At 38.7% G+C, this 22326-nt stretch carries 21 protein-coding genes and 2 tRNA genes; 13 read left to right on the plus strand and 10 right to left on the minus strand.

The genetic code is table 11. The features are described 5' to 3' along the window. Positions 1-37 precede the first annotated feature (37 nt). From AOM43_RS02265 to AOM43_RS02275, 3 genes are all read left to right on the plus strand, one after another. Positions 38-2002 (plus strand): site-2 protease family protein, encoded by a 1965-nt coding sequence (locus AOM43_RS02265; RefSeq protein ID WP_006342328.1) that lies wholly within the window; start codon positions 38-40, stop codon positions 2000-2002. Positions 2003-2111: 109 nt separating this feature from the next. After that, positions 2112-2816 carry a glycosyltransferase gene (locus AOM43_RS02270; protein ID WP_006342329.1) on the plus strand — a complete coding sequence of 235 codons (705 nt, stop codon included), beginning with the start codon at positions 2112-2114 and terminating at the stop codon, positions 2814-2816. Between the two features lie 132 nt (positions 2817-2948). Then, positions 2949-4190 carry a hypothetical protein gene (locus AOM43_RS02275; protein ID WP_059358856.1) on the plus strand — a complete coding sequence of 414 codons (1242 nt, stop codon included), beginning with the start codon at positions 2949-2951 and terminating at the stop codon, positions 4188-4190. Between the two features lie 6 nt (positions 4191-4196). Here the strand turns inward: AOM43_RS02275 and AOM43_RS02280 are convergent, their stop codons facing one another. Further along, positions 4197-5843: an alpha-keto acid decarboxylase family protein gene (locus AOM43_RS02280; RefSeq protein WP_006342331.1), complete on the minus strand. Its 1647-nt coding sequence runs from the start codon at positions 5841-5843 to the stop codon at positions 4197-4199. 106 nt (positions 5844-5949) lie between these two features. On the opposite strand from AOM43_RS02280, the gene AOM43_RS02285 reads away from it, so the two are divergent. Further along, a tRNA-Arg gene (locus tag AOM43_RS02285) sits at positions 5950-6022 on the plus strand. A gap of 39 nt (positions 6023-6061) precedes the next feature. Here AOM43_RS02285 and AOM43_RS02290 read toward each other — a convergent pair. Then, positions 6062-7093: an MBL fold metallo-hydrolase gene (locus AOM43_RS02290; RefSeq protein ID WP_013924534.1), complete on the minus strand. Its 1032-nt coding sequence runs from the start codon at positions 7091-7093 to the stop codon at positions 6062-6064. A gap of 113 nt (positions 7094-7206) precedes the next feature. Here AOM43_RS02290 and AOM43_RS02295 point away from each other — a divergent pair, with 113 nt between their 5' ends. Continuing rightward, positions 7207-9819 carry a hypothetical protein gene (locus AOM43_RS02295; RefSeq protein WP_006342333.1) on the plus strand — a complete coding sequence of 871 codons (2613 nt, stop codon included), beginning with the start codon at positions 7207-7209 and terminating at the stop codon, positions 9817-9819. A gap of 33 nt (positions 9820-9852) precedes the next feature. On the opposite strand, the gene AOM43_RS02300 is transcribed toward AOM43_RS02295, so the two are convergent. The 5 genes from AOM43_RS02300 to AOM43_RS02320 form a co-directional block, all read right to left on the minus strand. Then, positions 9853-10104, minus strand: a complete 252-nt coding sequence (locus AOM43_RS02300) for a KH domain-containing protein (protein ID WP_006342334.1) — start codon at positions 10102-10104, stop codon at positions 9853-9855. A gap of 334 nt (positions 10105-10438) precedes the next feature. Continuing rightward, positions 10439-10876 (minus strand): D-aminoacyl-tRNA deacylase, encoded by a 438-nt coding sequence (dtd, locus tag AOM43_RS02305; RefSeq protein ID WP_006342335.1) that lies wholly within the window; start codon positions 10874-10876, stop codon positions 10439-10441. After that, complete coding sequence (locus AOM43_RS02310) at positions 10867-11826, minus strand: RluA family pseudouridine synthase (RefSeq protein WP_059358858.1); 960 nt, start codon at positions 11824-11826, stop codon at positions 10867-10869. The genes dtd and AOM43_RS02310 overlap by 10 nt, the downstream gene beginning before the upstream one ends. 103 nt (positions 11827-11929) lie before the next feature. Beyond that, a complete protein-coding gene (locus AOM43_RS02315; RefSeq protein ID WP_006342337.1) occupies positions 11930-12217 on the minus strand; it encodes a hypothetical protein in 288 nt (95 codons plus the stop codon). Positions 12218-12254: 37 nt separating this feature from the next. Further along, a complete protein-coding gene (locus AOM43_RS02320; RefSeq protein WP_006342338.1) occupies positions 12255-12530 on the minus strand; it encodes a hypothetical protein in 276 nt (91 codons plus the stop codon). A 158-nt stretch (positions 12531-12688) separates the two neighbouring features. On the opposite strand from AOM43_RS02320, the gene AOM43_RS02325 reads away from it, so the two are divergent. The 6 genes from AOM43_RS02325 to AOM43_RS02350 all read left to right on the plus strand — a co-directional run bounded on the left by AOM43_RS02325 (position 12689) and on the right by AOM43_RS02350 (position 16674). Continuing rightward, entirely contained in the window at positions 12689-13492 is an 804-nt protein-coding gene (locus tag AOM43_RS02325) for an alpha/beta fold hydrolase (protein ID WP_059358860.1), read from the plus strand. After that, positions 13489-14166, plus strand: coding sequence for a DNA repair protein RecO (gene recO / locus AOM43_RS02330; RefSeq protein WP_006342340.1), 678 nt, complete (start codon positions 13489-13491; stop codon positions 14164-14166). The genes AOM43_RS02325 and recO overlap by 4 nt, the downstream gene beginning before the upstream one ends. Positions 14167-14224: 58 nt before the next feature. After that, a tRNA-Leu gene (locus AOM43_RS02335) sits at positions 14225-14308 on the plus strand. An 82-nt stretch (positions 14309-14390) separates the two neighbouring features. Next, positions 14391-15182, plus strand: coding sequence for an RMD1 family protein (locus AOM43_RS02340; RefSeq protein ID WP_013924532.1), 792 nt, complete (start codon positions 14391-14393; stop codon positions 15180-15182). After that, entirely contained in the window at positions 15179-15388 is a 210-nt protein-coding gene (gene yidD / locus AOM43_RS02345; protein WP_006342342.1) for a membrane protein insertion efficiency factor YidD, read from the plus strand. Before AOM43_RS02340 ends, yidD begins: the two co-directional genes overlap by 4 nt. 83 nt (positions 15389-15471) lie before the next feature. Then, positions 15472-16674 (plus strand): isopenicillin N synthase family dioxygenase, encoded by a 1203-nt coding sequence (locus tag AOM43_RS02350; protein WP_013924530.1) that lies wholly within the window; start codon positions 15472-15474, stop codon positions 16672-16674. A gap of 39 nt (positions 16675-16713) precedes the next feature. Here AOM43_RS02350 and AOM43_RS02355 read toward each other — a convergent pair whose 3' ends face one another. Continuing rightward, on the minus strand, positions 16714-17697 hold the full coding sequence (locus AOM43_RS02355; protein WP_013924529.1) for a hypothetical protein: 984 nt from the start codon (positions 17695-17697) through the stop codon (positions 16714-16716). A gap of 154 nt (positions 17698-17851) precedes the next feature. On the opposite strand from AOM43_RS02355, the gene AOM43_RS02360 reads away from it, so the two are divergent. Both AOM43_RS02360 and AOM43_RS02365 read left to right on the plus strand, forming a co-directional pair. Further along, entirely contained in the window at positions 17852-18649 is a 798-nt protein-coding gene (locus AOM43_RS02360) for an ABC transporter ATP-binding protein (RefSeq protein ID WP_006342345.1), read from the plus strand. Next, positions 18612-19424 (plus strand): ABC transporter permease, encoded by an 813-nt coding sequence (locus tag AOM43_RS02365; RefSeq protein WP_013924528.1) that lies wholly within the window; start codon positions 18612-18614, stop codon positions 19422-19424. Before AOM43_RS02360 ends, AOM43_RS02365 begins: the two co-directional genes overlap by 38 nt. Positions 19425-19462: 38 nt before the next feature. Here the strand turns inward: AOM43_RS02365 and AOM43_RS02370 are convergent, their stop codons facing one another. Both AOM43_RS02370 and AOM43_RS02375 read right to left on the minus strand, forming a co-directional pair. Beyond that, positions 19463-20692 (minus strand): F-box/WD repeat-containing protein, encoded by a 1230-nt coding sequence (locus AOM43_RS02370; RefSeq protein WP_013924527.1) that lies wholly within the window; start codon positions 20690-20692, stop codon positions 19463-19465. 15 nt (positions 20693-20707) lie between these two features. Beyond that, positions 20708-21988, minus strand: a complete 1281-nt coding sequence (locus AOM43_RS02375; RefSeq protein WP_059358863.1) for an F-box protein — start codon at positions 21986-21988, stop codon at positions 20708-20710. Between the last annotated feature and the right edge of the window lie 338 nt (positions 21989-22326).

Raw genomic sequence — 22326 nt, forward strand, 5'->3', positions numbered from 1 at the left:
GGCCTTAAACCAGAATAACCATAAGGTAAATACTCCCATGATTTTTAGCTTGATGTATACATTGTTAGCACTCCTTGGTTTAAGCTTTTTAATTTTCATCCATGAACTTGGCCATTATTTTATGGCACGTCGTGTAGGTATGCGCGTGGAAGTTTTTTCCATTGGATTTGGCAAACCGATTTTCTCATGGGAAAAAGAGGGTGTCAGATGGCAGATTGGCTGGTTATTGCTAGGCGGTTATGTCAAAATTGCAGGGACAGAAAGCGAAGATGGACAAGATCCTCATGACATTCCAGATGGCTTTTTTGGTAAAAGTCCATGGGATCGAATCAAAGTTGCCTTCATGGGACCGTTCGCGAATTTGGCTCTAGCTTTTCTGATATTTTCTACGATTTGGTTCTCGGGCGGTAGAGATAAAAATTTTGGAGATTTCACAGGTAAAATCGGCTGGCTAGATCCTCACTCCACTCTTTATGAACAAGGGATACGTCCAGGTGACGAAATCACAGCTTATAATCACTACCCTTTTGAAGGTGCCAAAGATCACTTACAAGCACCTATGACAGGGTCTTCACAAATTATTGTTTCTGGAAATAAAGTTAACTATGCGACAGGAGAAAAAACCCCTTTTGAAAGCATCGTTAAAGTTTATCCCCATCCACAATCGCTGCAAAAAGATATCGTTACTGCAGGAATTTTAAATTCAGCCAACTATATCGTTTACGATAAACTTCCTGATGGAAACGAAAATCCTTTACCTGAAGGCTCCCCCATCCAAAATAGTGGCATCCAATACGGAGATCGTATTCTTTGGGCAAATGGTGAACTCGTTTTCTCCTTGCAAGAACTTTACTATATTTTGAATAGTCAACGTCCCCTTCTTTCTGTTGAAAGAGCCGGGAAAGTGATCCAGCTGCGCGTACCTCGTGTGCTCGTACATGAGTTACGTCCCGATGCCGATTTCCGAGAAGAGCTGAATGATTGGAAATTCGCAGCTGGCTTGCAATCCTCTAAAATGGAAGACTTATATACAATTCCTTATAATTTAACTTATAATGGAATCGTTGAAAACTCTGTACGCTTCATTGACAGAGATGCTCAACAAGAAGCATTTCCTGCCCATTCCTTCTCAGAAAGGGATCTCCCTTTGCAAAAAGGCGATAAAATTATTGCTGTAAATGGAACTCCTATTACACATGCTTATCAACTCTTGAAGTTATTACAAACGGATCAGGTGAATTTGATCGTCCAACGACTTCCACATCCGACTGAAACAACAAGCTGGGCAAATGCCGATAAAGAATTTGACCAACAAATTCCTTGGAAAGATCTGCAAGTAATTGTCAGCCATATTGGGACACAGAACCCACTTAAGCAAAGCGGATCTTTGGTACTCCTCAACCCCATTACTCCTAAAACACGCTTGGAATTTGCAACTACGCCTGAAAAACAAGCTAAAGTTGCTAGTGAGATCTTAGCGAAGAAAAAAGAGTTAGAGATGATCGAAGATCCAGAAAAGCGTGCGCACGCTTTAGGATTATTCGAAAAACAGGAAAAACAACTCTTAATTGGATTGCCTGGTGTTCAAGACCGCAAAGTTATTTATAACCCGACTCCAACTGAGCTGTTTTATAACGTCTTTGATGAGATTTGGAGAACATTAACTGCCTTATTTACGGGATCGCTCAACCCTAAATGGATCAGTGGACCAATTGGCATTGTTCAAGTTGTGCACTATAACTGGATGATTGGCATTAAAGAAGCGTTATTCTGGTTGGGAGCGATTAGCTTAAATCTCGGTATCCTGAACCTTTTACCTATTCCAATCTTAGATGGAGGAACCATTGCTCTTTCTTTTTTTGAAATGGTATCTGGTCGCCGCTTAAGCCCCAAAACAATTGAAAAACTGGTTGTGCCTTTTGCAATTTTATTGATTGGATTCTTCTTATTTCTAACTTACAATGACTTAAGTAGACTTCTAGGCGGAATTTTCGTTTTCTAGTGAAGTTCTTCACAAGGAGAGAGCCCTTCTCTCTCCTTTCTTTTTTTAAAAAATTCGCTTTCCATATGCATTTCTGCTAGACTCCAAAAAAAAGAGAAGGAGTGCAAAAGTGGATCCTATTCGAGTTTTTATAGGGACAGAAGATGCCCAATTTTTACCTACAGAAGTATTAAAACGCAGTATTCTTCACCACACGACCGCTCCGGTTGAATTTCATCTATTAATTGACATCCCCCTAAAACTTAATCGCAAAATGTACACGGGCTTCTCATTTTACCGCTTTGCCATTCCCGAAGCATGCGGATATCAGGGCAGAGCGATTTATCTCGATGCCGATATGGTGATGGTTGGGGATATTTCAGAATTATACAACCTGCCCATGCAAGGAAAAGGCGCCCTGGCACGTCCTTGTCCGCCCAATGCATGGTATACAAGCGCAATGCTTTTAGATTGTGAGCAACTGAAACATTGGAATCTTTCTAAATGGGAAACTTTAATTAATGCTGGAATCGCGTCTTACAAAGAGGCGCTATGGGGAGAACCCGGAAGTTTAACACACAAAGATTTTGGCCTCTTGCCAGAGTATTGGAACCATTTAGATACCTTCGACAACACAACAAAAAATATTCACTATACAAATGTCCCCAGACAACCCTGGAAAACTCCCGGTCACCCTTTTGCAAAGATATTCTTAAAGCAACTGAAAGAAGCCATAGAGACTGGAGAAATTTCCAAAGAAATCATTCAAAAAGAAATTGATGCAGGTCATATCTATCCAAATATCCTTCAAGATACAATGTCCGTAAATTCTTAAACTTTTAAGATTTTTGGTGGATAAAATTTTTTATTGCATAAATATTTTATTTGTCTTTGGTGTAATATGCCATAATCCACTAACATTGCCTCCATGCTAGTGTCTTAACCCATCAAATACAAAGGAGGCAACATGGCAACCCCATTGTCAAATGTCACAGAATTTTTAAGGCTCCCACCCAATCAGTTTTATGTTAAACGGAAAAAAAATGGATCTTGGAAATGGGAAAATCCACACAAAGTTTCCATGAAATGGTCTTTATTTCAATATTTTCATAATCCTTTCGACAAAGTAGCAAAATATGCAAAAGAAGACTTTAAGAATGCTTGTATCGCATACATTAAAGAAAATCCCGATAAAGAAATAGAGATTCAAAAACAATACGCCCTGCTTGCTCGTGCCATAAAAAGCTCTCTCACTCCATTCAAAAATCCATTTAGAAGAAAGCTAACAATCAAAGTTCGTTATCGCGTTTTAACAAATGATATCGATGAAATAAAGTTTCGAAATCTTGAGATAGCCATTCATTACACGCCTTTTTCCACACTCAGGAAGATCTATCGCAAAGTTAGAAAAGTCCTCCCCCCCTTTGTGATCCCAGAATCTAAACACTCCCGATTAACCATCCAGGAACATGTTAAAATGATGGGGAAAGAAGAATTTCAAATCTTATGTCCAAAAATCAATCCTCTGAAGATCTATCGAGCAGGTTATCGGGATGGTTTGCGAGAAGGGGCTGAACATGCAAGTTCAAGTTCCGAAGACGAAAATATCACTGAATTTTTCATTGAACAGGAAAAAAGTAAGTCACGGAAGGAAGAGAAGGAAAATGCATCGATCGCTTGTACAAGCTGGCCTTTCTTTCAGCTGTGGTCTTTTCCCTCTTTTCAAAACCCGAGTAAGCGTAATGCCGAAGAAAATCCCTATAACGAAAATGATATTCAGAAACAATACACTTCACTTTCTCACTTTTTAAAGTTCTCTCATGCTTTCACTCAAAAGGCTCCCCGAAAAAGTTTGACGGTAAAAGTCCGGTATCGCTGTTTAACAAATCATATCGATGAGATAAAATTTCGAAGCCTCGAATTAGCTATCCTTTATACCCCGCTCTCCCCAATCAGCAAAATAGATAGAAAGATTAAGGAGAAACTTCCAGCTTTTGTCGTTCCAGAACCTAAAAAAAGTATCTCTTACACGGCGGAAATGACAATCCAAAAATATGTGGAAAAGGTTAAAAAAGATAAACTTCAAATATCTTTTCACAAGATCAATCCACTAAAAATTTACCAAGCTGGCTTTAAGGATGGTTTTCGAGAAGGATCTTACAGTACCACTTCTGAATTTGAAGAAATTGAGTCAGATGACGATTTTTAAGCGACTTTAAGCATGTTGGTTCATTAGCTCTCCGAACCGTTTTAAGACTTGTGAATGGTCGTTTTTATCCAAATCCACTTCGATCAGATAAAATGTTCCTCTTGCAAATACAGCGGTTTGGAGTGCTTGGTTTAATTCCTCTTCAGTTGTAACACGTACTCCTTTTCCTCCTTCTAAAACCTGTGGAATCGCCACATAATTCCAGTCGTGGACATCATTATAAGAGCCCTCAATAATGGGCCTTTCGGTCCCATAACCATGATTATTTAATACAATCACAATCGGATCCAATCCATATCGAACGGCAGTAGATAACTCCATGGCTGACATTTGAAAAGCACCATCTCCAACTAAAACAATCGGTCTTTGCCTTGGATTAGCTAATTGAGCTCCTATTGCCGCAGGAACAGCAAAACTTAAAGAGGCAAAATGAGCGCAGGCCATATAAGCATTTTGATGCAAAATAAGCTCCGCACTTCCAAATAAGCTATCTCCGATATCGGAAATGACCAAATGCTCAGAGGTTAAATGGGTTTGAAGGCAATCAAAAAGGCGATCGACTGTCAATCTTTGATGATTTGCCACAAATGCCTTAGGAGCCCGCTTGGCATTAGAAGGATAGTTTTGATCGAATGTTTTTTGCAGCTCGATCTTTTTCAAAAGGCCAACAAAGTCTTTGAGAAGTACTTCAGAATAATAGTGATGATTTACCTGTACTTCATGGTTAATTACAATAATCTGATTTTTTTGATGGAATTTAGCTGTGAAAATGCCCGTGTCCAAATCATTTAAAAGAACGCCTAAGCGTAAAAGACAATCTGCAGAATTGACGTAGTTTTGAACTTCTGAATGGCTCATCCCTCCTAAATAGACACCGAGGAAATGGGAATCCCATTCGTCTATCGCAGCTTTTCCTAACAAAGTAGAGACTATCGGGATGGAAAATTTTTGGGCAAATTCCAAAACGGCATCAGCTAATCCATAACGCAAAACTTCGTGCCCTACCCAGATCACCGGGCGTTCACTTTTTTGTAAAATCTGCGTCACATCTTCAATGGCTTCTTGCAATGCAAAGGGATCACTGGCCGAATCTAACATAAAAGCCAAGCGCCCACCTTCCATTTCAGCATCCACCTGATCTCGTGGTATCTCGATGTATACAGGCTTTTTATGGACTAAACAGGCGGTCAAGACGCGGTCTATTTCGCTTGCAAAAAGACAAGGCTCGTTCAAAACAGTTTGAGCAATGGTAATATTTCTAAAAATATCTAGTTGTGTTGTCTCCAAATGTTTATGGAGACTTTTATTAAATAAGTGATGTAAGCGAATTTCTTTTTCCAATTCTGCCAACCCAGCCGCTCCGGAGATCACCACCAGTGGAGAGTTTTCTACATAAGCCTGAGAAAGAGCATTCACAATATTAATGCCCACTCCATAAGTAATACATGCCACACCTAAACCTTTGATTCGTGCGTAGGCATCTGCCATATAACCTGCCGTATTTTCACGCGTGGCATTAATAAATTGAATGGTGGGATATTTTTCGATGACTTTGTCAAAACGGAGAATATAGTCTCCTGGGATTCCAAAAATGTGTTGAACACCTTTTTGGTATAATTGCTCTAACAAATAGATCCCAACAGTTTTTTTCATTCTGACCCTCTCTCTAAATTCTATCATGCAAAAATTTTAGCTTAGCATAGAGTGAATTTTGGTTGAAAAGAAGAAGAGTGATTAGGTAATATAACACCTTCTCTATGGACTGATAGCTCAGCGGATAGAGCACCCGCCTTCTAAGCGGGTGGTCGTAGGTTCGAATCCTACTCAGTCCGTCCTTTTCATCATCCTCAATCAGCATAACAAAAAATTCCTTAGCAAACCTTTGAAATTTCACCCATTGCCAACAAGCGAAATTGTGTTTCCGGGACATGAAATTTTTCTTTGGCATGCTGCAGGGCAGCGACCGGATCCAAATATCCCTCATCTGAAAGCTGAAAAGTCCCGTAGTGAATTCCGATGGTTAAGGGCTCTCCTAAATCCTTAAAAGCTTGTACACTTTCCTCTGGATCCATGTGGCCATAACACATGAACCATCTTGGTTCATAAGCCCCTATAGGCAAAAATGCGAGACGAAACGGCCCAAATTTTTCTTTGGTTTTCCGAAAAATTTCCTTACAATAGCCAGAATCACCGGGAAAATAGATATTTCCGTTAGGAGTTTGAATAACAAAAGCTCCCCACAGTGCTTTGTCACGATCAAAAATGCCTCTTGCGGACCAGTGTTGTACGGGCTCGAGATAGAGTGATATCTGATCATTAAAAGATCGACACTCCCCCCAATCCAAGGTCTTTACCTGAATTTCAGGATGCTTTTGATGGATAACTGCATCATTTCCTAAAGGAGTTAGAATCATGGGACAATCTCTGTCCCAAAGTTTTTTTAATGTTTTCAAATCTAAATGATCGTAATGATTGTGACTAACCAAAACGAGATCAATTTTGGGTAAAGAAGCAAATGGGATGCCCGGATCGCAAACTCTTTTAATTCCTAGCCACTCATAAGGCCCAATTTTTTCAGACCAAACGGGATCAGTTAAAATGTTCATTCCTTCTGTTTGAATCAATACCGTTGAATGCCCAATAAAAGTAATAAATACATCTGCAGTCGTCACTTGGACGCGAGGTGTTTCAAAAGAAGAAACATGTACGTAGGCTGGCCACTCTTTCGGTCGTGAATCCCACTTCCACTTCAAGAAAGAAAAAAACGAATTCGGCCTAACTTGCCAGGGATTATAGAAGATTTTCCCTGTAAAATGATCACTTTTTGGACCCTGGTAATAGCTTCTTTTGAAGTAAAAACAGAAAATCGCTAATATACATAAACTACAAAAAATGAATAACATAATATTAAACCCTACGACTTACATTTTAATCATAACGTTTTCTGCATTTTAGCCCCTTGTGTAATTCCGGCATTCCTGATTTAATGCAGATTTTGTTGTAAAAGAGAAAAATTATGGATTCCAGCCCCACCCTTCTAGGAGAGCATATTCCCTCTTCCGGACAATTTTCTACTATTTCCGAAGTCATGAAGACATTTCGGAATGCTCAATTTCAGTCAAAGCCCTATCATGAGCAGCTTTTAAGCATTTCTCAAAATCTATATGAATTAATCAAAGCAGCTCCTCACGAATCTTTTTTGCTTAGTGAAGTCATTGACTTTATCGCTCAGATCAATCAATTAAATTTCCTTAGACACCCTTACAGGCTGATGCAATTTGAATTTTGGCTTAATCAGCTTTCAGAAATATCCTATGAAGAAAATTTAGAGATACGTGCAAAAATTGTCGGAAAATATTTGCCAAGAGATGAATACCAGGTTTTCTTTCCAATTGGAATGGGCAAAACTTACGAAGGAACCCATTTTGTCTCTGCTCACCATTCGCCAGATATAGATACTATGATCGCTTCTTTTTGGGGTTGGATCGATGCTTTCGCTGCTCGTGTGGGAGATGCTCTCCATATTTGGAGCCTACCGGGAGGGCCTCCAGATTCTCCTGTCACCCAACTTTTTCAACGACTTCTTGGCAAGGAAGTATTTTCAGTGACCTGCCGCACTTCTGATCGGCTGACTTTAGCGGGAATGGATATGGTAACCCGCAAAAATATGATTCAAAAATCCCCAGATGCCTTAGTTTCTTCATTTAGCCACAGTAGCTCAGGGAACGCTGTTTTGTTGGTTGATCAAAATAATTATTTGGGAGATTGGAGAGCTGACGACGTTGAAGAAATCCAGCAGGTTCTCATTTTTTTCACTTCCTGCCTACGCTGGTTTGAAAACAAACTTTATTACTTGCTTGTTTCCCTTTTTGCTGAAGAAAATATTCAACAAAAAGATATTCCCGTGCTTGTTAATAAAATTTTTACACACCTCATTGAAGAAGCAGAACCCGCCAAAGAATTAAATGAAAAACAAAATCTTGAACTTAATCAATTCCTGATTCATATAATTGGCGTAAAAAAAGGGATAAAGGGAACTTTTGAAGAATTATTAAATGCTTTAAAAGATTTAAATTTAACGGACTTTTACGATTTTTATCATCGCTTTTTGGCTCTTGAACAATCTGATTTATTTGGATCTTCAGGACATATTGATGAAAACCGCACCAAGATTTTTAAGTATCTGCAAACTTTATTTCAAGAGATGCCAAACGGAATTCAGCGCGTTTATAATTATTGCAACCGACTAGATATTGTGATGCAAATTAAGCATCTTGTTTTTAACAAAATACCTCACACCATTTCTCTACAAACAGATGTTGAAAATATTCGGGCTAAAATACAGGATTACGATTATCTTTCAGTCGTCATCCCTGATCAAACTGGAAACGTTTTTCCTGTGGGTGTGGTCTGGGCAAAAGATATCCGAAAAACATTTTTAGGAACGGTAACTTTTAGAGATTTCTGCAATCTCGAAGAAGTTCATATGGCTTCCTATTTGAACGTGATCAGTGTCGTCGACCATCACAAATCCTCGCTAAAAACCTCTTCAACTCCCATGGTGTTGATCGGTGATACGCAATCTTGTAATGTCTTAGTTGCCGAGCAAACTTTCCACATTAACAATAAATATAGCCTTGGGAATCGCACTGGAACGGAAATCCAAGAGGAAATACACACACTTTATATAGACGCTCCTTCTCCTCTTAACAATCGTTTACTCAAACGCTTGCTAGATAGACGCATTGCTTCCCAAACAAAAGGATCTTATTATATTCATCCACAACGGGAATTTATTGAATATTTTTGCTTTTTACACGCGATCTTTGATGATACCGACCTTTTAACAAAGGTATCCGCGAGAGATGTGGAATGTGTAGCTTCTCTTCTTAACAAAATGAAATCGTTGGTAGAAAAAAAAGAGGTGGAAATCATCTATTTAGAAGATATTCCACGCGATAAATCTTTTGCTCAAAAAGCAGCTAAAAGAATTCTGCAAAATACTGATACTCATTCAGTTTACAAGAAAATTTACGCTCTAAAAGAAGAAGAAATAGAGGCAAGCCTCCATCTTTGCATGAAAGGCCAAATGACAAATCTATTTGCGGATACTAAAGAACAGAATGGATGTTGTCGCGTTGGACAAACAAAGATTTTTCGATCTAATTATCCATCATTTGCAAATGTTGCAAGCATTTTACAAAAATACTGGATCGATACTGCGACACAAGTAAACCAACAATTTCCACAAATCGATTTGCATTTACACATGATCAGCACTATTCCAAGTGCTGATGAAGTTTTCTGTGGAAAAGTAGACCCACCTTCTCATCAAGATGAAATATGGTTTTGGGTCCCCGATCGCCAGGAAGCGTATGATCATCTCATTCGCTTTTTAACGGCATTTCAATCTACTCCTGTAATTGTAGACAATCAATTAAACCTAGAAATTCAAGGGTCACAAGCAGCGCAACTTCAGCTTATTTTCTCAAATCACTTTAGCCAGGTTCCTCTTGTCCACACACATGAAAATCAAGAACAAACTTTCGCAATTTTAAGGTTTAGAGCGGGATCTATAAATTCCCGCAAGGCTATGATTTCACCTTACCTGCCTCGTTTACTCACGTAACAAGTCACCCGGCTTTGTTGCCAAAAGACAATTTTATTCTGCCGGCTTGCCGTTTTCTTCTAGGATTTCCAAGTTAACGCGAATCCCATTACGACTTGCGACAGACATTAATAAGGTACGAATCGCATTGATTGTTTTTCCTTTTTTCCCGATAATTTTTCCGATATCGGATTTTTCAACCGAAAGTTCGATAATTAGAGTTTGAGTTCCTCCAATTTCATTAATTTTAACCTTATCTGGGTGATCCACAAGGTTTTTGACAATGTATGCCACAAATTCTTTCATAATTCGATCCTCATTCAAGTGTGAATAGGTTAATAAAAGTTTTTCGGTATATCCTGACAATCAGTTTGCTGGTCTGTCAGTATATGCACACAATCTTTTAAGTGTTCATATCTTATCGAGCAGGTTGTTATTATCTTTTTACATTAAGATAAACGACTAATCAATTCTTCCCTACAAATAGAGACATCAACTAATCCCCACTCCCTAATTACAAGATTAACTGATTATTTCGTTATTAATCTACAGAAAAAATTAGCAAAACAATTGCCTTCTTAAGCCAAAAATTTAACCTCCTAACTAGTTTTATATTAAAGGGATATAATCTTAGAATTTACTATCCTTCAAGAATTAAAGTTACAGGACCATCATTAATTAGTGAAACTTCCATTTGCGCTCCAAACTTTCCTTCTTGAATTGTGCCTAATATTTCTTTAATTTCTTTCGAAAATTTTTCATAAATAGGTAACGCATGTGAAGCTGGAGCCGCTTCAAAAAAATCAGGACGTCTTCCATTCATACAGTTTCCATACAATGTAAACTGACTGACAAGTAGAAGCTCTTTTCTTGTTTCCAAGAGAGAATGGTTCATTTTGCCATCTGCATCTTCAAAAATACGCAAATCAGCCAACTTCCGACTCAAGCGTGTTGTTTGCTCTGGGCGATCTTGACGATGAATTCCAATTAAAACTAAGCACCCCGCTCCAATTTGTCCAATAGTCGCTTGGCTAACACTGACAGATGCCTGCCTAACTCGCTGAACGACTAACCGCATTTTTCAGTCCTTTCCAGCATCGCTTTTTTTCTCAAACATTCTTCCATATCCGCTGGTAGAGGGGCTTCGACCTCAATTTTCTGCTGAGTAATCGGATGAATGAACGCGAGTTTTCGCGCATGAAGCATCTGTCGTTCGGCCCGATAGCGCATATTCACTTGCTTACTACCATAAATTGAATCCCCCAAAATGGGATGCCCTTTATGTTTTAAATGCACGCGAATTTGGTGAGTTCTTCCTGTAGAAAGAATCAATTTAGCCAGACAAATTTCATTCCCAACTTCTAAAGTTTCACAAAACGTTAGTGCCTCTTTCCCATCTTCACGCACAGTCATTTGTTTTCGATGAACGGGGTGTCGACCGATTGGCCAATTGAGCTCGCAATTTCCTGGATTTCCTAAACAAATCGCCCAATATTCTTTATAAACCTGCCGCGCGGCAAATAATTCCATTAACTTTTGTTGGACGGAGAGAGTTTTTGCTGCGACAAGTACTCCTGAGGTTTCTTTATCTAATCGATGAACAATTCCAGGACGTATAGAATCTACTGAAGCATCCGACAAAGAATAGCCACAATGGTAAAGCAAAGCATTCACAAAAGTCCCTGTCCAATTACCTGGAGCGGGATGCACAACCATCCCAACGGGTTTATTGATAATGAGCAGATGCTCATCTTCATATAAAATATTTAAGGGAATCTGCTCTGGAATTAAATCTATTTCAGGCGCTGCTGCAAAAAATAACTCGACATCATCGCCCACATTAGGCTTAAAGCGCTTTTTTACTGGTTCGCCATTTAAGAGGACAAGCCCCTTTTCTATTAACATTTGAAAATAGGTTCTAGACCCATTACTTTTATAGCGGTCTGCAAGGACTTTATCTAAGCGGATGCCTGCTTCCATTTCTTGAATAATAAAACTTGCGCCGTCTTCAATTTCATCAAACTTCATGAGTGCCTATTCTTCACATTTTTGATGCCAATAATAATAACTTAAATGAAAGAATATTTCATTCATTTTTTGAATAGAATGAAAGGATTTTGCAAAATAAGAGCTAACGAGTGATTGGAAATAAATAAAGAGGAAATTCCCGGCAAGGATAATGGGGATTTATTTTTTTAAGAAGACTATAAATATGTTCTTCTAAAAGCTCTAATTGCGTTAAATCCGTCACACCTTCGATCGATTTTCCCAGATATTTTTTCTTTCGATGGTAAACTTCAGTTAAATAATCGCCTTCTTTTTGGATAAAAATGCGAAGAATTTCGGGATTAATCTCTGATAGACTTTCAGAAAACTGAAAATCAACATGAAAACCCAAGAAAAGATGGGCAGCTAGCATAGACTTACCTCCTCTTTTCTTGTATCGAAGATAGGAATTATCCGCTAGCGCTCTGTGCGTCTCTCATCATTTTTTTCAGACGATCTTGGTGCGCTTTCATCTCATTACAAATGTTCATTGCGATCCCTTGCATCATCGCATTGTAAACTTTTGGCGCTTTCTTTTTAAGATCAGCCAAAGAATTAATGCTGGTGGTGGAAGTATAATTTCCAGTAGTCCCTGTGGCAGTTGTTGAAGTCGTTGAGGATGTGGAGGTAGATGAGCTAGTAGAAGCTACAGGAGTCGCAGCTTGAGGATTAGCTGATTCGGACATAATTCCCCCTTTTGTGGAGACAAAATCTTAAAAAATCAAATCAATAACTAAATCGAGCTATTATATGATCTTCTTTGTTATTATTATATCTCAAAAAATGATTATTTTCAAGGTGTTGCGCGCTCAAAATCTCTTTGTCTATTAGTGATACAATAAACATGCCACATATTGAAGTTGCCCCTAAAATACGACTCTTTGTGGAAGACCAAGGCTCTGGAAAACCTGTGGTTTTTTTACATGGGTGGCCATTTGACCATCAGCTTTTTACCCATCTCATCCCTTTTCTCCCAGGCTGCCGTTTCATTGGGGTGGATTTACGTGGATATGGGAAATCTGACAAGCCAGATGCTTTATATTCCTACGATCTTTTTGCTCGCGACCTCTCTAAAATTCTTGCCTACTTAGACCTTAAAAACGTCTCTTTAGTCGGTTTTTCCATGGGAGGGGCTGTCGCGCTGCACTATGTCCATCGATATGCGACTGAATGCATAAAGAAATTGGTTTTAATCGCTCCTACAGCTCCTTGCTATGTCAAAAAATCTGACTATCCTTATGGTTTTGAAATCTCTTCTCTCGATCGTTTTGACCAAGCTTGCCAAACCAACCACCCTCTTTTGTTACGTCATTTTTTGAATCAGTTTTTTTCCCAAAAAAATCCTCAAACCCAGCAATTCAGTAAGTGGCTTCATCAATTAGGACAACAAGCATCCATGCAAGCGATGTTAATGAGTCTTAACCAAATGCGAGATATTGATCTACGCCCTATTTTAAAATATATTTCCATTCCGACAGCTATTTTCCATGCAAAAAATGATTTAATTTGTCCTTTTACTTTTGGGGAACAACTGCACCATGCAATTAAAAATTCACAATTCGTGCATTTTGAAAAAAGTGGACATGGATTATTTTTTGAAGAAAAAGAAAAATTTTGTGACGAACTGCTTAAATTTGTACACGCATGAATGAGTTCAAGGTTGAAGGCTTAATTTTAAAAATGCTTCCTTATGGGGAAGGGAATCATATTCTAAATGTTTTCTCAAAAGAAAATGGATTGATTTCTTTGTTTGTCAAAAAACAAAAAAAAATCTCTCATTTTTTAATCTCTCCCTTGACTCATGCCGAGTTTGTCCTAAGACCAGGAAAAGGAGAGCTTTATCCTTGCGAAGAAATTTCTCCTCTTTCTTCTTTCCTCAAAATTCGTGAAAAAATTGAATCTTTTGAAGCTGCTTTTCATATTTTAAATGCTTTAACCCTTTCTCAGTATCCACATAAATCCGGTCCTTACCTCTATGATCTTCTTATCCGCTATCTGCACGAAATTCCCTCCAGTCCAAATGCTCAAAACTTAGCCACAAGTTTTCTTCTCAAAACATTGCGCCATGAAGGAATTTTTGGTCTCTCTGAGGTATGTACAACTTGTCAAACGCTTTTGGGAAATACCTGCTATGCCTACGGAGGAGAAAGCTATTGTTTTGATCACAGTCCTTCCCATGCTTTTGCTTTAAGTCCAGAAGAGCTCCATTCACTCCTTTTTCTCGCTTTTTGCCGGATTTTACCAGACATCAGCCATCACATTGCCCCCCTCCTCCTTCACAAAAAAGTACACGATTTATTTCATCTATCGTTTCACGCGTGATTTTTTGTTGCATAGATATTCACCTATATGATAGAGTTTGACTCTTCAATAATGCTCTGCGGAAGTGGCGGAATTGGTATACGCGCTACCTTGAGGTGGTAGTGAGAGTAATCTCGTGGGGGTTCAAGTCCCCCCTTTCGCATTTCTTAGATTCCCAATAAATAGTGTTTTTAATTCTCAGATATCGTAAGCTTGAACTTAAGCTTTCAACATGAGTTTCTCCAATGGACTGCTGCACATTTTGCACAGCTGCTTCTTATAATATTAAATCTTTGTTCGAGACCCTCCGAACCCGTTTTCCATGCAATTGGTATAGAGATGTCGTGCACGTTGAAATGCCCCTTGAAAATGGCCTAAGCGACATTTTTTACTTTTCATATGGTACAGTTGTTTGCTGGAATTTGTCTCTAGAGCAAGGATTTAAATTAATTGAGCACCTAAAAGCTTTTGAACAACAACCGCTCGATGAAATTGAGAGCGATGCCTTTACATTTTCTTATGGCCCTGTTGCTAAATTTGTAGAAGATGAATTAACGCTCCCTGACACCTCTGCACTAACGAAACTCGCCGCATCTCAAGGCCTTTCGCAGTCTGTTAAGTTAGGCGCTTTTGAAAGCAGCCTTTTAAAAACTTACAATCAAACGAAGTACCTTCCGGAAGAACTGGCGAAACGAGGACGTATCCCGCTTTCACGTAGTCAGATTCGGAAGAAGATGGGCGAACTTTTTATTGAGCGTAATTCAATTACTTTACACATTCACGCTCTAGCTTCCCCCGACTTTTTTTGGGAATACCCTGAATTCGAAAAACTTTATTTGATGATTGTCAACGAACTCGACATCAAAGACCGAACAGAGGTTCTAAATCACCGCTTGGATGTCGTACGTGAATTGTTTGAAATGTTGGGAAGCGAGCTAAATCATCAACATTCAAGCCGACTTGAGTGGACCATTATTTGGTTAATCATTCTTGAGGTTGTCCTTACTTTATTAAGAGACGTCTTTAGACTCATATGAAAAAGATCACCTTATTTTTAATCCGGCTTTACCAACTTTTTGTCTCACCCATGCTAGGGCCTATCTGCCGGTTTACTCCAACTTGCTCTCAGTATGCGGTGGAGGCGATTCAAAAATACGGATTTTCTAAAGGCGTTTCCCTTGCCCTTTCCCGCATTTGCCGCTGCAACCCTCGCTGTCTGGGCGGTCACGACCCTATTCCTTAAAAAATCATATTTGCAATCTTGTTAATAATCCAATTTTTTTCTATAAAAAATCGATCACATGATTTTTTAACCAAGGAAAAAAGATGCAAATAACTACATTCGGCTCTGATTCGCCTCCTTTTATTCAACGTAATCCTCCAAGTACTCCACCACCAAGCCCCGTTCAAGATTCCATCTCGCAAGCTAATCAAAATCCATCCATTTATCCTGCAGCAAGTATTTTGCCAGGAAGCCTAGCCATTGAAGAAGACGCCCACATTCCTTTATTCGATTTAGATGATATTGAAAATGCACCTACCGAAATTCGCAAGGAATTAATTAAACAATTTGGAGATGGGCTTAAAGACATCGGATTTATTGCGATCAAGGCACCTTCATTAAGCGCAATCATCAAAGATGTCACTAAAAGCATGAAAACATATTTTGCCCTCCCTCTCGAAGAGAAAATGAAAGATTGGAATTCAGACAACTCCAAAGGATTTTCTGAACAAGGTCGAGAAACGGCTGCCGGAGCAACTCACGCGGATCGCAAAGAAACATTTTTTGTTCCTCCTCATTTTAAGAAATGGCCTCAAACACCTCCAGAATTTGGTCAAGTCATGGAAAGATACCATACAGAATTGACAAACCTCGCGATAAAAGTGATGCGATACGTCGCCGAATACTTAGAAGAACCTACCGAGAATGTTTCTGAAACTATCGATACGGCCTATAATTTACTTCGCTTGGCTTATTATCCAGCTCCTAAATCCGAAGATCATCCAGATAGTGTTTGGGCAAATGCGCACGAAGATTTAAATGCCTTGACTTTACTTCCGCCAACAAAAGTTCCTGGATTGCAATTATTCACGAAGGATGAACGATGGTTATCTGTAACTGCCCCAGAAGGTTCACTTATACTTAACACAGGTTTACAGCTTGAACGTTTGACTGCAGGACTGATTAAAGCAACACTACACAGAGTTCAAAATCCTGGGGGAAAATATACCTACCAAGCACGGCACTCGAGCATTTTCTTTGCTTCCTGGGCACCAGAAAAATCACTAGCACCATTAAAAAAATGTGTAGAAAAAATCACCGAGAATATGTCGGAAGAAGAACGAACAACCTATCTGCTACAATATCCTGATGTAACAGTGCAGGAAAATCTCATTTCACGCCTTATCGAAATGGGCACAATTCCCAATCCCACAAGAGAACAAGTTGCTGAACTTCATCAAAAAGGTCTTCTACAGAGACCTCCTCTACATGTTGTAGAAGAATTTTCTGATCTTTTTAATTCGTAAAGATTTTGTGCACTTCTCCAAAAAGAAGTGCACATTTTTTTAGCTCTGGCTTTGATAGATCAATAAGTCCTTTCTGTCCGTTGTTCTATCTTTATCCACAGAAAATTCAGGAACAGTTTCTAGCAAGACAGAGATCACCTGGTCTAAAACAACTTTTCCAAATTCAGGATTATCTTGCGAAACACTTCCATAAACTTTTAATAAAGGTGCCGCATGGTTCCACTTGGAGCCCAGCAATACCTCTTCCATTTTGGCATATTGGAATTTGACATCTGAGCTTGACGGAATGACGACGACTTGGACTTTTCCATCTCTTTCGCGCTTTTCAGCTGTGACAGTCAATTTTACTCCCACATCATCCATAATGGTGTAACCCGGTTGCAAGTTTTGACCATAGGCAATAAAATATTCTGGCTCGGAAAGCTGCTTCGTTTGGGTAATAAAGGTATCCCAAAGCTTAAGATCATTTTGATCAGGATGTCCAGGCCCTTCGGGATAAACAAGATTCACCAATAGGGTCCATCCACCTTCCCCCTCATGAGCATTTAAACCGATCCATGCCATACAAATCATTTTGTCATAAGCATCAGTCTGAAAAGCCCAGACAGGATACATCCCCCAACGATGTTTAAAATCTTTGAATCTTTGAGGATATTTCTTTTTTAAGTTATTAATCTCCGCATTTTCACTGAACGTCTCAGGACCGGTCTGTACTGTGTTTTCACTGAGCTTAACTCTTAAAATCGGGACCTTTAATGAAGCCGGATCTTTAAAATATTCCTCTAAAACTTCTTTAGGGCCCCAGTATGTCCAATCATAGCCATTCAATTTGCCTTTCGGGCTCATCGCTATAAAGTCATCCGGAATTTTTGGTTCTACTGCTAAAGGATAAAAAAGATGGGGCAGCAATTTCAGAATTCTCAAATTACTTTGAACATCGACGGCTTTGTCTGGTGAAATGGCATATGAAGTATGCATGGAAATGCAGCTGACAAATAAAAAGATTCTGAAAAGTATACGCATCTAAACCCTCAAATATTTTTTTCAGCAATACTACCACAAAATCTTTTTGCAGCAACTTCTATTTTTAATTATATTTTAATGAAGAACTTCTCTCTATTCTTGCATAGAGGATAGGGACATGCTATGTATATTTTAATTTATCCAGGAAAATCCTATGTCCGAACCGGCAGTTGAAGTGATTGAATTGAGCCATATTTATAATACGCGGCTTGCAGTTGATAAAATCTCATTTGCAATTGAGCCCGGAAGTACTTTTGGGTTGCTAGGTCCTAATGGTGCAGGAAAAAGCACAACCATAAAAATGCTCACCACTCTTTTACCAGTAACCTCTGGAACAGCTTTTATCGGAGGTTACGATCTCAACACTCAACCAGCACAAATCCGCCAACTAATCGGATATGTGCCTCAACTTCTTTCTGCCGATGGAGAATTGACGGGATACGAAAATTTAGTTCTCTCCGCCAAATTATATGGCCTCTCTAAAAAGCAAAGAGAAAAACGTATTGCTGAATTATTAGAATTTATGGGGCTTTCAGATTTTGCTAATCAATTGGTCAATCAATATTCAGGCGGGATGATTAGACGTTTGGAAATTGCCCAAGCGCTTGTTCACGAACCCCAGGTTTTATTTCTTGATGAACCAACGGTTGGATTAGATCCAGCTGCCCGCAAAACCTTATGGAAACACATTCAGGAATGGCGGCAAACATTTGGAACGACCATTTTGATGACAACCCATGACATGGATGAAGCCGATAACCTATGCGATATTGTGGCTTTTATGCACATGGGGCATATTGTCGCGATGGATGCCCCCCTTCATTTGAAAGCAACTCTTGGTCCAAAAGCTACTTTGGATGATGTTTTTATCTTACATACAGGAAGTTCCATCAAAGAAACAGGAGATTATGGCCATGTCAAACAAATTCGAAACACCATATCCCATCTTTAAAATCATCGGACAACGAATTGAACAAGTTCTGGCAATTGTAGAAGCTGATATACGCAAACTCCACCATGATCCTTATGAACTTTTAACACGGATGATCCAACCCGCTATTTGGCTTTTAATTTTCGGACAGGCCATGGCAAAAGCCAGAGCAATTCCTACAGGAACACTTTCTTACCTAGATTTCATCGCTCCAGGAATCCTAGCCCAAAGTATTCTATTTATCGCCATTTTTTACGGAATTGCCTTAATTTGGGAACGCGATATGGGTATTTTGCATAAAATTTTAGTCTCACCAACCCCAAGATCTATTTTAGTCATTGGACGTGCAATTGCAGCTGGTTTAAGAGGCCTTTCACAGATATTCATCATTTATCTAATCTCCATGTTTTTAGGAGTCCATATACGGTGGGAATTTTTGCCCATTCTGGGAGTCTTAGCCACAGTCATGTTAGGAGGAGCCATTTTTTCAACATTCTCGCTGATTATTGCCGCGATCGTGAAAAAAAGAGAGCGTTTTATGGGAATTGGACAAGTAATGACCATGCCCCTTTTTTTTGCAAGTAATGCTCTATATCCCCTTGAAATGATGCCCGGTTGGTTGCAGGTTGTCTCTATTTTGAACCCCTTGACTTATCAAGTCGATGCTCTCCGCAGTTTTATGGTGACTGGAGAAGCCACCACCTTTGGTCTGTTTGTGGATTTTGGCGTGGGAATTTTAGCTCTCAGCATTCTGATTAGCATTGCGACTAAAATCTATCCAAAAATTCTTTATTAATGGTCGAGATTCTTAAAAGCTTCATTTTGGTAGCGCTTTTATCCGTTTACATCTTTCGCATGGAAATCCCAAATCTTAATCTGATCATCATTTGCTACGGCTAAAGTTTGTTCCCGAAAATCGAGCGAAAAGTTTTCCCGATCATTGACAGAAAAGGCTTGAATAGGCTCAAGGGTATCACTATCAAAAAAACGTACAGTCCCTGATGAAGAGGCATGATAAGCTAGTGTATAACCGCTCAATTGCAAAGATCCCATACTCATCTCTAAACTATCCTCTCCTGTTTTTAAAACATTTACAATCATTTCTTTTTCAAAATTTACCAAATTCCATTTAACCAATTCCCCGTTTTCGTAACTTGCAATAAGTTGCTGACGATCCATGGTAAAAGACTTCATGTATAATGCATCCGGAATCAATCTTTCATCCTCGAAAATTTCCTCATGATATAATTCTGCACAGGGTTTAGAAAGGCTTCTTAAATCCCATACAGGACATTCCGCACCTTGTTCTATTTCATTAGATACAACGATAAAATTGCCTTTAAAGTGGAGCTCTCGACAGAGAATATTTTCCATAAATAGCTTTCTGACTAGTTTATCTTGTCGTATATCCCGCATTTCCATGTAAGAATCTCCTTCGCTTAATCCAAATGCTATGAAAGTAGTCCCATCTCCTTCAATCCCCTTTAAACATTCTATTTCAGAAGTATACGCATGTATAACCTTCATCGAATCTCTATCTCGAACCTGTATTTCATCAAGATATTTGCTTTTAACTCCTGTAGCTAAGCCTTCTCTCAAAATCTCTAACCCACAAAAACGCTGAAAGGAAGAAGGTTGAATTGCTCGCACAAGTTTTCCCTGGGAGGTAGAACAACAAATATCTTCAGAGCTCATACTAAAGAAAATATCTGCTTGCAGTTTAATTTTTTGAACCACATGGTTCATCGTCAATGTGCGACAGAAAGGAAGCGACTGAGAAGCGGGGATGTGTATGAGGTCTTTGAAGGCACGACTATAATATATTTTTTTCCAAGACGAAAGTTGTGCTTCAACCGTTTGAGAAAGCACAATTCCTCTCCAACACACATTATCTTCAGCTATTTTTTTGAATGCTGAACATACAAGCCTAAGATCTATTAGCTGCATCGCTCCCAAGTGTTTAAATATTTCTAAAAGTAACTCTTGAGGGAATTCTGAAATGTATGAAGGCACACTTTCGTGAAATACGCAACCATTGACAGCAGATAAAGTTAGATGTTCCATTGTGATAACCTTCAATTATATGTTTAGAATATTACTAGAACGAAAATCATAAACTTTTAAAACGTTCGCTTCATTTTGATGCACGAGTACTCCATTCAGGAAATCAAACGCTTTATCTTTTCCTTCTTCAATGGTAATAAAGCCTATAATATCAAAAGAATGGCGATCTATAAAACGAAGCAGTCCTGATCGGTAGTGGCAGACAATGATAGAACCATCTATTTTAAGACCTCTAGAACCTGTTAATGGAAACACTCGAGCAGGTTTATCGATAATAGAGCCTTTTAAGATATCCCATTCAAATATTTCCCCATTTTTATAACTCACAACGAGGTTTCCCTGATCCATAGCCATGCACTTTGGGAAAATGGAAAAACCACCTTCTTCATAGCACAATTCTGCCAACAAATTATTTTGAGAAAGCTTTTCAAAAGGGACATCGATGGCTTTACGTAAATCCCAAACACTACAAGTCTCGTCTGTGTGCATTTTATAAGCTACAGCTAAATGGTTGTCCTCAATCTGAAACTGAGAAACTTGAGAAGGAAGCTTGAAATGGAAGCGAGGAGCTGCAGCTTGTCTAATATCCCATATACATATCTCTGAATGCGTTAGATCTGGAGATCCTAAAAGAAGGGCTACGCTAGATTCATCGGCTGCAAGGGTCGTCATAGAAGGGATAGAATGGGAGACATTCACATATGACTGCAGGGAATAAGTTTGTCGCAATTGACCTGTTTCAAGATCCAGATTACAAACACTTCTAATTTCTGCTTCGTCTGCATCTTTTCCGATTTGACAAACTGTCAGAAAACATTTGTTTGCCACAATAGCTTGATCAAAATATTTCAAATGTAATGGTGATGGTATTGTACGTAAAATCTTTCCAGAAAGATCTATTTGCTGAAAATTATTTAAGCTTAGGCTACAGAAAAATTCATTCTTGTTAAGAAATACTCTTCTGATGGGCGAATCCAACGAAAGCGTATGAATATTTGGATGAGTTCTACTCTTTAAGACATCGTGAAGATGTTTTTTACAAACAGATTTGAAGACATAACTTTCTTTCCAACTCAAACATGATACTGGTAAATCGAATTTTTTATAGTAATGATCCTGTCTACATAACTTTTTCCATTGGGTATCATCAGAAGATAGACACTTTAAAAGTTTACAGACTAAAGAAACCATTATTAGTTCTTTCGGATTCAAATATTGAAGAATTTTCAATGTGATTTCGTGGGGAAAAGCTAAAAGATGAGCGGGTGCGAAGGGGGATAAATCATTAATCTCCATAAATCTCCTATAATGAACGATTTAAGGAAAAAAATTCTATCCGTTATTCCTATAAAAAGCAAATACTCTCCTTAAATAAGTTGAAAGCGGCTTTTTACAGACAAATTTCTTAGACATTATAAAAATTTGATTTAATGAATCTGGAATCAGCTGGAAGTCAAATCTCAAAAATGAGATTTTATTGGTTGTTGTCCTAGATACTGTAAGGAAGGACATCCCTTAATTTCAAATAAATTCAGAGATAAAAATCGGTAAAACAAAAAAACCCTAACAACGAGAGTTATTAGGGTTTGAAAGATAGTCCATCAAAGGATGGAATAAAAAAAGACTTGGCGGCG

This window comes from Parachlamydia acanthamoebae (genome assembly GCF_000875975.1).
Lineage (GTDB): Bacteria > Chlamydiota > Chlamydiia > Chlamydiales > Parachlamydiaceae > Parachlamydia > Parachlamydia acanthamoebae.